This window comes from Mucilaginibacter phenanthrenivorans, assembly GCF_024721155.1.
GTDB classification, from domain to species: Bacteria; Bacteroidota; Bacteroidia; order Sphingobacteriales; family Sphingobacteriaceae; genus Mucilaginibacter; species Mucilaginibacter phenanthrenivorans.
In genome coordinates this window covers 110910-124444 of record NZ_JAHVAP010000013.1, presented here as the reverse complement: position 1 = coordinate 124444, position 13535 = coordinate 110910, and the positions used below count along the sequence as shown (strand labels likewise).

The 13535-nt window shown below is 43.9% G+C and carries 12 protein-coding genes; 4 read left to right on the top strand and 8 right to left on the bottom strand.

Annotation, left to right across the window (positions count from 1 at the left end; genetic code table 11):
- Nucleotides 1-60 precede the first annotated feature (60 nt).
- From KXD93_RS25860 to KXD93_RS25845, 3 genes are all read right to left on the bottom strand, one after another.
- The gene (locus KXD93_RS25860) at nucleotides 61-330 is read right to left on the bottom strand and encodes a UBP-type zinc finger domain-containing protein (RefSeq protein ID WP_258140426.1); all 270 of its coding nucleotides are present in this window, start codon (nucleotides 328-330) and stop codon (nucleotides 61-63) included.
- Between the two features lie 90 nt (nucleotides 331-420).
- Nucleotides 421-2082 (bottom strand): FAD-dependent oxidoreductase, encoded by a 1662-nt coding sequence (locus KXD93_RS30570; protein WP_308726307.1) that lies wholly within the window; start codon nucleotides 2080-2082, stop codon nucleotides 421-423.
- A gap of 152 nt (nucleotides 2083-2234) precedes the next feature.
- Complete coding sequence (locus tag KXD93_RS25845; protein ID WP_258140425.1) at nucleotides 2235-3635, bottom strand: ATP-binding protein; 1401 nt, start codon at nucleotides 3633-3635, stop codon at nucleotides 2235-2237.
- Between the two features lie 165 nt (nucleotides 3636-3800).
- Between KXD93_RS25845 and KXD93_RS25840 the strand changes: the two genes are divergently transcribed.
- Together KXD93_RS25840 and KXD93_RS25835 are read left to right on the top strand one after the other, a co-directional pair.
- Nucleotides 3801-4082, top strand: a complete 282-nt coding sequence (locus tag KXD93_RS25840; RefSeq protein ID WP_258140424.1) for a GNAT family N-acetyltransferase — start codon at nucleotides 3801-3803, stop codon at nucleotides 4080-4082.
- Between the two features lie 73 nt (nucleotides 4083-4155).
- Complete coding sequence (locus tag KXD93_RS25835; RefSeq protein ID WP_258140423.1) at nucleotides 4156-4794, top strand: (4Fe-4S)-binding protein; 639 nt, start codon at nucleotides 4156-4158, stop codon at nucleotides 4792-4794.
- Between the two features lie 74 nt (nucleotides 4795-4868).
- On the opposite strand, the gene KXD93_RS25830 is transcribed toward KXD93_RS25835, so the two are convergent.
- From KXD93_RS25830 to KXD93_RS25820, 3 genes are all read right to left on the bottom strand, one after another.
- The gene (locus KXD93_RS25830; RefSeq protein WP_258140422.1) at nucleotides 4869-5240 is read right to left on the bottom strand and encodes a hypothetical protein; all 372 of its coding nucleotides are present in this window, start codon (nucleotides 5238-5240) and stop codon (nucleotides 4869-4871) included.
- The gene (locus tag KXD93_RS25825; RefSeq protein WP_258140421.1) at nucleotides 5241-5555 is read right to left on the bottom strand and encodes a hypothetical protein; all 315 of its coding nucleotides are present in this window, start codon (nucleotides 5553-5555) and stop codon (nucleotides 5241-5243) included.
- 75 nt (nucleotides 5556-5630) lie between these two features.
- Complete coding sequence (locus KXD93_RS25820; protein WP_258140420.1) at nucleotides 5631-7043, bottom strand: glycosyl hydrolase family 79 C-terminal domain-containing protein; 1413 nt, start codon at nucleotides 7041-7043, stop codon at nucleotides 5631-5633.
- 295 nt (nucleotides 7044-7338) lie between these two features.
- Between KXD93_RS25820 and KXD93_RS25815 the strand changes: the two genes are divergently transcribed.
- Nucleotides 7339-8457: a Kelch repeat-containing protein gene (locus KXD93_RS25815; RefSeq protein WP_258140419.1), complete on the top strand. Its 1119-nt coding sequence runs from the start codon at nucleotides 7339-7341 to the stop codon at nucleotides 8455-8457.
- On the opposite strand, the gene KXD93_RS25810 is transcribed toward KXD93_RS25815, so the two are convergent.
- Nucleotides 8458-8895, bottom strand: a complete 438-nt coding sequence (locus tag KXD93_RS25810; protein ID WP_258140418.1) for a DUF1572 family protein — start codon at nucleotides 8893-8895, stop codon at nucleotides 8458-8460.
- A gap of 189 nt (nucleotides 8896-9084) precedes the next feature.
- Between KXD93_RS25810 and KXD93_RS25805 the strand changes: the two genes are divergently transcribed.
- The gene (locus tag KXD93_RS25805; RefSeq protein ID WP_258140417.1) at nucleotides 9085-11490 is read left to right on the top strand and encodes an ABC transporter permease; all 2406 of its coding nucleotides are present in this window, start codon (nucleotides 9085-9087) and stop codon (nucleotides 11488-11490) included.
- A gap of 268 nt (nucleotides 11491-11758) precedes the next feature.
- On the opposite strand, the gene KXD93_RS25800 is transcribed toward KXD93_RS25805, so the two are convergent.
- Entirely contained in the window at nucleotides 11759-13432 is a 1674-nt protein-coding gene (locus tag KXD93_RS25800; protein ID WP_258140416.1) for an ArnT family glycosyltransferase, read from the bottom strand.
- Between the last annotated feature and the right edge of the window lie 103 nt (nucleotides 13433-13535).

Genomic DNA, 13535 nt, shown 5'->3' with positions numbered 1-13535 from the left:
GTAGCACTCATTAATGAATACAAGTGCTACTGCTACTAAATCCTGCCACTTAAAACTTATTTAATACTCCGCCATTTCCTCATCCACATAGCACCAGAGCCAGCGCTCGCCCGGCTCTGCCGAGATCACTACCGGGTGATCAGCAGCAGCGGCATGTTTACTTGCATGTTGATTAGGTGAACTGTCGCAGCAAAGCGTAACGCCGCAGGTTTGGCAGGTACGCAGGTGCATCCAGCTGCTGTGTGTTTTTATACACTCCTCGCAAACATAGTCCTTAGGATGCTTCAGGCTTTTAATGGCACCCAGGTGCTTGCATACTTCGTCTTCCATAGTAGATATTTATATTTTTTGATGTCTGTTAAAAATAAAGCTCAATAACTCATTCAACTTAATCCAACCCAATCAACTCAATCAACCACCCTACACTTCCGCCAAATACTTGTGCACAAAGCTTATCGCCATTGAGCCTTCGCCTACTGCCGATGCAACCCTGTTCATCGCGCCTGCCCGAACATCGCCCGCGGCGAAAATTCCATTGCAGCTGGTCTCCAACAGGAATGGATCGCGGTTTTGCTTCCAGATCTTAGTAAAGTCGTCATAGCGCCGTAATTCCCTGCCGGTTTCAATAAAGCCCTTCTCATCCTTAAGGATATCCAACTTAAGCCAGTCGGTATAAGGTTTTGCGCCGATGAAAATATAAAGCGCTGCTGCCTCTTTCGTAACCGACTCCTTGGTTTTTACATTAAACAGTGTTAGCTTTTCAAGGCAATTATGGCCCGCTGCTTCGGTAATCTCGGTATCTATCAACAAATGAATATTAGGCAGATTCTCTATCTGCTGGATCAGGTAAGCCGACATGGTATAGCTCAGGCTGTCCCTGCGGATAATGATATATACGTTCTTAGCAAACTTTGAAAGATATACGGCCGCCTGTCCTGCTGAATTACCCCCACCTATTACATACACTTCCTTATCCTTACACGCAGAAGCCTCGGTAGTTGCCGCACCATAATAAATGCCTGCACCGGTATAGTTCTCTACACCTTTAACATCCAGCTTACGGTAGTCCACCCCGGTAGTTATAACTACGGTACGGCTTACAATTTCGGGGCCATCGTCTAATATAATAGTTTTATAACCGTCTTTTTGTTTGATGTCGTTTACAGCCTGCGGCGATAAAAATTGAGCGCCTAAACGCATCGCCTGGCTAATGGCGCGGCGGGTAAGATCGGCACCACTTAATCCTGCAGGGAAACCGAGATAATTTTCAATCCGTGAACTTGTACCTGCCTGTCCGCCCGGTGCCTTGCGCTCAATCAACAAGGTTTTTAACCCTTCTGATGCACCATAAACAGCCGCGGCCAAGCCGGCGGGACCGGCGCCTATAATTACCACATCATAAATCTCGTTAGTAATCTGCGGGTTTACACCAATTTTTTCGGAGATGGACCTGATGGTTGGTTTGCAGGAATAAGTACCGTCATCAAAAACCACAACCGGCAACTGATCCATTGGCACCTTGTTCAGTTCCAGCAGTTCCTTTGCATCCGGATTTTTCTCAATATCCAGCCATTTATATGGGATCAGGTTGCTGGCCAAATAATCCTTCACCGTGTGCGACTGCGGCGAAAACTGGTAGCCAACTACTTTTATCCCTTTAAAATCGGGCACGTAGTGGCTCTGCCAGTCATCAAGTAAATCGTCAATTACCGGGTATAACTTTTCTGAAGGCGGATCCCAGGGCTTCATCAGGTAATAATCGAGTTGCACGTCGTTTATGGCCTTTATAGCGGCTTCGGTATCTGAATATGCAGTAAGCAAAACGCGCTTGGCTTTCGGGAATATCTTGATGGCTTTTTCTAAAAATGCAACGCCCTCCATTTCGGGCATGCGCTGGTCACACACAAACATGGCAACCACATCCGAGCTGTTTTTATGGTCAACAAGGCTTTCCAGCGCTTCGTTAGCCGATGTTGTATTGATGATCCTGTATTCCTTACCGTACATCGATTTCAGATCCCGGCTTATGGCACGTAGCACCTGCGGATCATCGTCTATCGAAAATATTATTGGTTTCTCCATGGTATAGGTGTATCGTATTATTATTTATTAAACAAAGGTAAGTATCATTAATTGTTCAACGCGCTAAAAATTTGAAACGGCGCAGCCCTCTTGAGCTCCATTAAAAAAACAAAACAACAGCGAAAAATCGAACATCCGAATTCCGAAATCTATTAACCATCAATTGGGAAACAAACCACAAATTCGGTTCGTCCCGGCACCGATTTTACTTTTATCGATCCCTTATGCTGGTTAACAATCCGCTGCACTACTTCAAGCCCCATTCCAGTTCCCTTACCCATCTCCTTAGTAGTAAAAAACGGATCAAATACCCTGGATCTGATGTCTTCCGGAATGCCCGGCCCATCATCAATAATGGATACCTGCACAAACTCCCGATCCCTTTCCGTTTTTATGGTTAAGGTGCCTTTATTATTTGGCTCCATAGCATCAAAGGCATTATCAATAAGATTAGTCCACACCTGGTTTAGCTCGCCTATCAATGCTTTAACTGGCGGCAAATTATGATCATAATCTTCTACCAGTGTTATATTACCCTTCTTTTTCCGGTAACCGAGCATGGTAAGCGTATTGCGGATGCCAATGTGGATATCGGCATATTGCTTGTCGGCTCCGCGGTCCATGTGGGTAAACGTCTTTACTGATTTTACCAACTCGGCTATTCTGCGCGACGATTCCTGGATGTCTTCCACCATTCGTTCAGTAACCAATAACGTATTTATCCACCCAAAAATAGGCGATAAATATGCTAACGGGATGTGACTTTTGAAATTTTCCAGGTCGGTAACCTTAAAGTTAAAGTCGACAAAGTTTTCGGCCATATCATAAGCGTCTTCAATTCCAAGTTCGTCCAACCAATCGCCCAGTTCTTCTTCGCGTTTGGTTTTTTCCTTCAGCGTTAGCTTTGGCCTGTCCGTTTCTCCAAGTATCCGGAACATTTCATCAGTTACCGCGTCTACCTGCTTAGCATCCATTTGTATGGCGATAACCTCCTTAAAGGTTTGGGGTTCCAGGCGAAGGTGTTCGCGGAGTGAAATAGAGTCGCGTACTATTGCAGAGGCAGGATTATTAAGCTCATGCGTAAGGCCGGCCGAAAGCTTACCCAGGGCCATCATTTTTTCATTCTGCTGCTGAAAGGCGGTGAACTCCCGCACCCGGTTACTCATTACATGTACCAGGGCTTGTGTCAGCTCAAACTGGTCGCGGATCATTTCCCTGATCCGTTCGGTTGGGTATGAAAGTAATCGTACTTCATTCCTTGCCTTCATGTAAACGCTGGCCGATTTCCCCCTCGAGAACGGCAGGTAGCCGGTAACCAGCCCCGCGTTAAAAATACCCAGTTCCCTTTTTGCTCCATTTTGCATAATAAAAACTGCAAATTCCCCGTCAATTATAAAATGAGGGCCGGTGATCGGCAGATCAGGTTTTACAAAAACAGTTCCTTCAGGCAGGATATTCTCCGTGCTGTTGTCTATCAGCCATTGTAGCTGTTCGTCAGGAACGCTTTGTAACGCTTCAAATTTTCTTAGGGTGTCAACGGTAATGGGTTCCATAGTAGTAATCAGAGACTGGAGATTAGAGATTAGTTCGAAAATAGGCTATTCTTTATAAAAAAACTAATCTACAGCAGCTAGCCTTTGATTCCATATTCTATTTATATTAATTTTACAATTAAAAGAAACTAATCTCTAATCTCAAGTCTCTTGATCAACTAACAAATGCAAGTACAAAATAAAAATGATGGTAAACGCGGCGCTTTCTTTATTGAGGACGACGGCAAAGAAGTTGCCTTAATGCATTACATTTTTTCCGGTCCCGATAAATTTATCATCGATCATACCGAGGTTAATGAGGCTTATGAAGGAAAAGGTTTGGGTAAACAACTGGTAAGGGCCGGGGTTGAATATGCCCGTGAGCATAAAATGAAGATCCTGCCCCTTTGCCCATTTGCTAAAAAGATCTTTGAACTTACGCCGGAATTTGCGGACGTTCTATTTTAGTTCATGGTTCATTGTTGATGGTTCATGGCCGAAAATTGTTTGGCTAATGGCATGTAATAAATAATTAAGATAAATGGAATACATATTAGATAGCCCGGTTGCAGCAAGCATTGGTTTGGAGAAATACAAATGCACCGTTGTTTGGCGTAATGGCGAGTTTATTTCGGATGAGCCGGAATTTACCGGCGGGAAGGATCTGGGGCCTGATCCATACACCTTGCTGCTTTCATCTTTGAGTTGCTGTACGCTGGCCACACTGCGCATGTATATCGACCGTAAAGGTTGGGATATTCCGCAGATAGCAGTCGCCACGAATATGTTTTTTCAATTGGAAGATGGTAAAAAGGTCACTGTAATCGACCGCGACCTTAATTTTATATCGCCAGTAACCGACGAACAACGCGAGCGACTTACCCAGATAGCTAAAGTTTGCCCGGTATCAAAAATATTAGAAGGCGAGATCCGGGTACGCACATTTGCCTATACGGGCACCGAAGTTGAAAAGACCCATAGCTACACCAACGGCGAAGTTACAGTTGAATGGCGTCCCGAACTTTGTAAACATGCAGCCCGCTGTGCAACGCAACTACCACTGGTTTTTAACCCGGCCGCAAAACCGTGGGTTAATATGGATGGCGCTACAAGTAAGGAGATTGCAGAACAGGTTAATAAGTGCCCGACGGGAGCGTTGAAGATGGGAAAAAGAGATTAGAGGTCAGAGATTAGTTAATAAGATGCGTTGAACGAAGAATTTAATTGATCTCCCATATTTCAACTAATCTCTAATCACAAGTCTCTGGTCTCTAACAAAGCCTTATTCATCACCCTATAAAAAAACACCGCCCCAACGCTATAAAGCAGCGCGTCAATCCAATCTCCTGTATACGTTTTGGAAATAAGGGGTAGTAAAACTTCAAAAACTAAAGTAACGTAAGCGGTAATGAACACCACATGCCATACAGATAGCACATAGTAATTGCTTTTAAAAATAACGACTCTTTGAAAGCACAAAGCAAGACTGGCAATAACAGGGATAGCTATTGCATCATCAATATAGCCGTTAATAAAGAGAATCGGGTGGCCAAGTTTACGGGTGGAAATCACGATCAGCCAAATTAAACAGCTTGCAATAAACCACCTATTAAGCAAGGTTTTCATTTAGCCGGGAATCAGGCTGATCAACACGATGATGATGGTTACGACAATAAAAAATGCAACCTGCAGGTAAATTCCCAGCCAGCGGAAAGCGCTTATAGATCGCTTCAATGCCCGTTTAACCGGGCCATCACCGGGACGGATATACAGAAACCCATTTTCCCTCATCGCTTCTTCCCTCGCCTTTTTTTCTATCCCGCGCGAAAAGCTGTGCGACTCAAGGAAGCTGTCGCAGTACAGGCACCTGTCATTAATATCACCTTCCCATAGCGTCCATTTTCCGCATTGCGGACATTTTATTTCTCTTACCTGGCTCATATTGTTTATAGCAGTCTGCAAATATATGCAAACAGTTTAGCTGCCGGATACATGTTATGGATATGGGAATGTCTTTTATTGCGCTACAACAACAGCCGCGCTTCCTGCCGGCACGTTAACTATAAAATTTCTTTTGGTTATGGTTACGTTTTCAGAAGCCGAAGGATTAAAGGTACCATCCGCATTTACCTTGCTGCCTGCGAAAGTAATCCCGTCTTTAGCTGTAATCGATGGTGCAGAAAGGCGGTAAACCTTTGCAGACATCACACTCTTGTTAGGGATTATATTAAAATCGTAGCTTTTGTTGACGTCCTTATTTATCAACGTGATAGAATAAGTATTATTTATCACAGTAGTATGCGCACTGCAAGCAAATGTATTATCAGTTGTAGTTGCCACAAGCCTGCCATTTGCGCTACCATATCTAAAGGTCAGCATGGCATAATATTCCGGCTTGGTTACAAACACACCGTTTTCATTCATTATCGGTGAGTAAAACAGCCCTTTGCCGGTATGAAAATTAATGCCCTGGCAACTTTGATCTGCAAATGCCCACATGATATCAAGCGCCCATAATGCCGAGGCGAATACGTCACTAACGCCCGGCTTACCGCCCCCGTAAACATTATTGATTTCAGTTACGCGATAAGGCTGAACCTTAGAAGCCGCCTGAACCCCGTCAAGCAATTGCCCGAATTTATAGCTGCGGCCAAGGATAGAATTGTAATCTATACCAATATCTGAAGCAGGCCCGGTTTCGTAATAATGACCGTCCTGCAGTTTTGTTTCGCCCCTTTCATTTTCGTGAAAAGACGTGATCCAACTGCTGTTAAAAGCCACGTCCGGTCCTGCAAATTCTGCACCCGGAACTGCTTTTTGCACAGCGGCATGGTAACCTCTCCATTCTGCAAGAAAATCATTGAAGCCGTAAGACGGGTTTCTGTGATGTGTATATGGTGCGTAAGCATCTGGCTCGTTACCAAATTGAAAGGCATACAAATTAGTACCAATGCTTTGATTTACATAGGCAGCTTCATCGGCAGCCAGCGCAGGGTCATTGTTACCGAGGTTTAAGCCAAATAGTACCGGCCAGTCTATCGCCCGGGAGAATGCGGCAAGCCGATCGATGTCAGTAGTTGTAATTACATCCAATGGCGTTCCGGAATTGCGTACGGACCGGGACCATGTAGTAAGGTCACTACTGGCGCCGCCCATCCTTAAAATACCTGGGCCAAGGTTTTTCATTAACTGGACAACTACTTTATTATTAGCATTCAAAAAACTTTCATCTTCAGCTAAGATACTATTCTCAAAACTTAGCCCCTCATAGGTCGCGGGAACTAAATCCCCGGCAGCCGCAGCAAAAGTTACGTTAACGGTGTGATCGTTATTAATCAATAAATTCGTATTGTCTATAGTTCCGGGGTGTTCTTTATGACAGGAAACCAGCACTAATGCCAGTAAAATTAAAATATAGCTCTTTCTCATTGTGACAGGTTGTAAGCCCGCATAAATATAACAAAATACTGTTAAGGTAAGGTACAGTATCCGCCTAAAAATCAATGTAATTGGTATCCAGTTTATTAAAATCCAAATATCTCAGCAGCTTGATTTTAAATCGCGTTTTTGCCCGGTTTCATCCATTACCTAAACCTCTTTATCTGCGTTCAGGAGTTCTTCGTCTATTATTATCGGTTCCCATTATTTTTATATTTAGTTTTAGATAAACAAACGCAAGGATATGAGCGTTCCGTTTTTATTTAGGTCCAGTTAAATTACCGCGATGAAAAAAATACTTCCTGCATTCATTTTCGGATTATTGTCAGCAACGCTCGCATTTGCTCAAATTGATACCGGCCGCTGGCAGCTTGTCAAAACAATCAACAAAGTCGCCGCCCGCAGCGAATGCAGCCTGGTTGCCGTTGATGGTAAATTATATTTAATTGGAGGGGATGGCCCTGCTACGCCGGTTGAGGCTTACGATCCCAATACGTCGACCTGGACAAAGAAAGCAATGGCTCCCTTTACCATGCATCATTTGCAAGCCGTGGGCCTTGGCGATAAAGTATACGTGCTGGACGCCTTTTACGAGGGCGGTTATCCCGATCAGATCCCGTTACCCAATGTATATAGCTATGATACCCAAAAGGATACCTGGCAAAAACTCACAGAGATCCCAGCCGACCGCAGACGAGCCGGAGCGGGTGAGGCGGTTTACAACGGCAAATTGTACATAGTTTGCGGGATAACCCACGGACATCGCAGCGGCACTAACAGCATGTTTGATTGCTATGACCCGGCTACAGATAAATGGACTTTACTGCCTGATGCGCCGCACATCCGCGACCACAGCATGGCTGTTGTAGTTGGCGATAAATTATATGCAATAGGCGGGCGCAATACCAGCCTGCATGATGCAAATAACTTCATGTCGTTTTTTGATAAGGTAATGCTTGATGTGGATTGTTACGATTTTAAAACCGGCAAATGGAGCTCACTGGATGCGAAGTTACCCTTAGGCACAGGCGGCGGCACAGCGGTTAATCTTGATAACAAGATCTATTATATCGGTGGTGAACGGGCGACAGCAACCAAACCCAACGGCCCGCAAAAGGATGTTTTCGTATTAGACCCATCAACCCAAAATCAATGGACAAAAGCTGCGAGTTTAAATATGGCTCGCAACGGCGTTGGCGGCACGGTGCTTGATCATAAGATCTACATAGCAGGCGGTGCAGGTGGTGGTCCGGGTGGCCCGCCACCTATTGGCAAACCAGGAATGCAGGGACCACCGCCAATCAATGGCCAGCCGGGTAATAATCCACCACCGAATGGGCCACCGGGACAAAGGGCAGGGGGTGATCATGGCGACATCGCTTTGGAAGTTTTTAGCCTGAAATAATTATTCCAATATCCGTCTTAAATAATTTATCTGCCCCAAATGGTAGTTGAGGTGCGCATGAAAAAAAGCAAGGTAGTAAGCGGTGCTTTTTCGTCCAAACTTGTCTAAAGGATAAATTTCGTCAAGCTTTTCGCGGGTTATTCCGGTTAAGGCAGATTTAACTACTTCAATCAAATTATTGATGCCGGCTATCAGTTCTTCACGCGGAACGTCAGTTGCAGAAAATTCGTATTCACGATCACGCACATAGCCGTTTTTGGCAATTTGGGTACCGATGCCAAAATTCAGGTTGCCCAGCAAATGCAGCACCAGCGTACCGGCGGAATTGCTAATACCTTCCTTTGTGCGCCAAAGGTTATAATCATCCCTAAAGTTTTTTACTTCGTCCCTTAGTTTCAAAAGGTCGCGTTCGTAAAATTCAGCAAAATAGTTTTCCATAATTTCGACGTTTAATTGATGCTGCAAGATACAAACCAATAAGTTAAGCCCCCAACCCCTAAAGGGGAGTATTTTATATTAACTCCCCCTTTAGGGGGCCGGGGGGCTGGCGTGTTAAAAAATGTTAATCTTATCACAGTTAGCAGGTTATATCCTACTTTTAATTGTCGATACTTAAAACCACATCATATGCTGCAAAATTACTTTATCATAGCCTGGCGAAGCCTCTGGAAAAATAAGGGCTTTTCAATCATCAATATTTTCGGCCTTTCGGTAGGCATTGCATTTACACTGCTGATAGGCGCCTATGTTTGGGGCGAATTACAGGTAAATCATGATTTAAAAGATGCAGATAACCAATATATCATACAAAGCAAGTGGAAAGACCCAAACATGGGATACGAGCTTACCACAATAGCCCAATTACCTAAAACATTAAAAGAGGTGTACCCTGCACTGGTTGAAAATTACTACCACTGGGATGGCGTTGGCTCCATAGTTTCAAGCGGTGAAAAACATTTCCGCGAAAGCATACAAATTTGCGACAGCACCATGTTAAGTATGTATGGTTTCGGCTTGGCTCACGGCGACCCGGGTAAGGCATTCAATGATCCGTTTTCGGCGATAATAACTGAAAGGCTGGCGATTAAATATTTTGGCAAAACCGATGTTGTTGGCCAAACGCTCAGCATTGAAAGCTTTAAAGGTGACAAACACGATTTCAGCATTTCAGGGGTATTAAACATACTACCCAAAAACTCCGTAACAAACGTAAACGACAACATTCAAAACGATATTTTTTTACCAGCCAAAGCGGCAGATTTTCTGGGCCGTAACATGGGTGGCTGGGACAATGTGGTACTTGCTGGATACGTCGAACTGAAAAAGGGCGTTACCCCAAACCAGGTGGAGCAGGCTATGCGGCATTTAATTAAGGAACGTGCGCCGCAGCGAATTAGTGATAACCTTACCCCCTACCTGGTACCTTTGAAAGAATATTATCTGGACGCCAATAACGGTGTGGTAAAAAAAATGCTATACACACTATCGGCAATAGCGTTATTTATCCTGCTGATGGCGGTTATTAATTTTGTAAATATTTGCGTAGGCCGCTCATCATCTCGAATGAAAGAAATGGGCATCCGGAAAGTGCTTGGAGGACTGCGAAAACAGTTGATATGGCAATTTTTGACTGAGGCAACCATTTTAGTAATGCTGGCAACAACAATTGCGCTGGCAGGCTATCTACTGGCAAGGCCTTATTTCAGTAATGTTTTGGGCAGGGATATCATCGGGCTTTTCTCGTTTCCGTGGTATGCGTATTTAATACTGGTTTTGTTTACTGTTTTTTTAGGATCGCTTGCCGGGCTTTATCCTGCATTGGTGCTATCCTCCCTAAAATCAGTCGATTCGTTAAAAGGGAAATTAAGTTCCGTAAAGGAAAATGTGCTGTTCCGCAAAATATTAGTGGGCTTCCAATTTGGCACCGCAGCTATGGTGTTTATTATCGCCATAATTATTTCGCAGCAGGTAACGCTTTGTCTAAAAGGCGACCTTGGTTTTAACAAAGATTATGTGGTATACTCACAGGTACCAAGGGATTGGTCGGCAAAAGGTGTTAAAAAAATGGAAACTGTTCGTTACCAAATTAGCCAGATGCCCCAGGTAAGCAGTGTATCACTTTCATGGCACATACCTGATGGCGCCGGAGATGGCATGCAACTGTATCGTTATGGAACTGACCCTAAAAAAGCAATATCCTTAAATGGTTTAACAACCGATAACCAATTTGGCGCTACCTATGGCATTCCATTAAAAGCGGGCGAATTTTTCACACCGCAATATGCACCCGGAGATTCTGCAAAAATTGTGATCAACGAATCTGCCTCAAAAGCACTGGGATGGAAAAACCCTAAAGACGCTGTTGGGCAATTGGTTAACATGCCGGGTACTGCAGCACCCCTAACTATCTGTGGCGTTACCGCCGATTTTCACCTTGGCTCTATGCAACGGCTTATTCAACCAATTAGTTTTACCAATGTAAACTACACCCTATATTACCGGTATCTCTCCTTTAAGCTTAAGCCCGGCGATATGCAAAAAAGCATAGCCGCATTGCAAAAACAATGGAACATACTATTGCCTGGCGCGCCATTCGAATACCACTTTATGGATGAGGCAATAGCAAGCCTTTATAAAACCGAAATACAATTAAAAAAAGCCTCGGCTATGGCCACCATATTGGCTATAACAATTGTGTTCCTTGGTGTTTTGGGGCTGATATCATTAAGCATTCAAAAGCGCACCCGCGAGATTGGCATCCGCAAGGTATTAGGCTCATCGGTACCGGGTATCATCAACCTGTTTTTAAAGGAGTTTTTAGGGATAGTTTTTATTGCGGGGTTAATTTCCTGTCCGCTGGCCTACTTGGTGATGCACAACTGGCTTAATGGATATGCTTACCGGATTTCCATCACAGGTTATCCGTTTATCCTTTCAATTTTATTGCTTACCACCTTAACCGTTGTATTAATTACGCTGCAAACAATCAAAGCGGCAGTTAGTAACCCTGTTAAGAGTTTAAGAACGGAGTAAAGGCTTGAATTTATTAAACAACTTTAAGGTAAACACAAAATCCGATGTAACTTTTTGCTGTTTAAAGGAAGAGAGTACCAGGGTCTTTCCCTTTAAAGCGAGACTTATTTGCTCTTTCCCGGGAAGCAAAGGCAATGATCAAAAAGCTTAATATAGCAGCGGAGTTTTGTGTTTTACCATGATAACAATTAGGAGGAGAACTTATTTTCACCTGGTTTATAAGCTATTACGGCACCGCAGTTTTAAACGATACAGAGACGGTGAAAAATTAATTAATACTGGCAACAACCATTTTGGTTAACTCTTTATCCCTTGTATTCACATTTAAAAAAGGGAGCTGGAGCCTTGTTACGCGGTAGCGATAGAAAGATGCCAGCATTTGTACACGGGTTCCGCTTGCCACCAACTTGCTTATTTCATCAGCCGAGGCATACAGCAGAAAAGGCTTTGACGGAAGCGCGTGCTCCCCATCGATTTTGATTTCGCTAACCGGCAAATTGCTATAAAATTCAAATGGAGCGGAGTTGTAATCATCAACGTCTGTTAAGGCAACGGGCAGGTTGCGGTTGTTATGCTCGTTTATCCATATCGCAGCATCGTTGCTTGCCTGGTAATGCATTAAGGACGGGTAGAACGACAGGTTAAGAAAAAGATTAACAATAAAAGAGGCCAGCAAGGTTCTTAATGCGATTTTCTGATAGCCGGAAATATTGAAAAAGCGTGTGAAAAACATAAGCATGATCAAAAGCATCAGGACCGTTAAAACTGTGAACCAGCTAAGCACTTCGGGCCTGAAAAAGTACCAGAGTACGGCCACTAGCAGCAATAGTAAACTTATTAAAAAGGTTTGTACAAATGCTATTTTGCGCAGTGCCTTTGCCCTTCTGAGGTAATACAAATACTGCGAAGTAATAATGGCAAAAAATGGGAATACAATATTCAGGTAATGTGGCAGCTGGAAGCTGGAAGCCGAAAATAGCAGGAAGGTAAGCAAAGCCCCGCTGATGCAATACCACTCTTTTCCCTTGGGATATACTACCCCTTTTTTTATAAACTGGTAAACCGCCGCAAACATAATAAGCGACCATGGCAGAAACGCCCAAAGCGAGGTATGAATAAAAAAGGTTGGATCGCCACTGCCCTTGATGGGGCCGGTGTTAAAGAAGCGGCCAAACTGGCTATCCCAAAAAAAGAACCGGATGCCCGATACTCCCTTTTGCCCAAATACGATCTTTTCCGGGTGCAGATCAAACTGTTGATGAAGGCACCAAAGTTCGGGGAGGATGAATATGAAGATCAAAACAATCGCTATCAGCCATGGTAAATTAAACAATGATCGCCATTGCCTGGTAATAATTAATTGCCCTGCAATAGCGCCACCAATAGGCACAATGGCGAACATCCCCTTGGTCATGATAGCGCAGGCGGTAAATATACAGCCCCAAAGCAGCCGCCAAAAACTATTACTATTGAGCGCCTTATAAAAATGATAAACAGCGGCAATGATGAGCCCTGTTAAATACGGTTCGGCGCGAACATCGTTATTTGATAGTACGATATGCTCTGCGGTAAGCAGGATCAGTACGCTCCATAAGGCTATTTGCTTGTTGTATAATTCCTTTGCAAAAAGGTAGGTATACCAGGCACCCATCATCAAAAACAGGATACCGGGTAGTTTATAAGCCCAGGTAGTAAAGCCGAACAGCTTAAATGAAATTGCGGTTATCCAAAAGGGAAAATGAGGCTTGTCCAGCCAGTCGGCACCATGATAAAACAGTTGTACATAATCATTACGCTGCACCATTGTTTTAGAAATGACCGCGTAAAGGGCGGCATCGGGTCCCTGCAGGGGGATGAACAAACCACTAAAGTTCACCAAAACCGCCAAACCTGTAAAAAGGTAAAGCAATTTGCTTTGGGTGGATGTGGGGGTAGCGTCCATCTTTTAAAGTGTTATAAAGATAAGGAGAATTTAGGGGAATGTGGGTTATAATTACTTCACTATGTCATTGCGAGCGCAGCGTGGCAACCTCGTAGCAGTACAG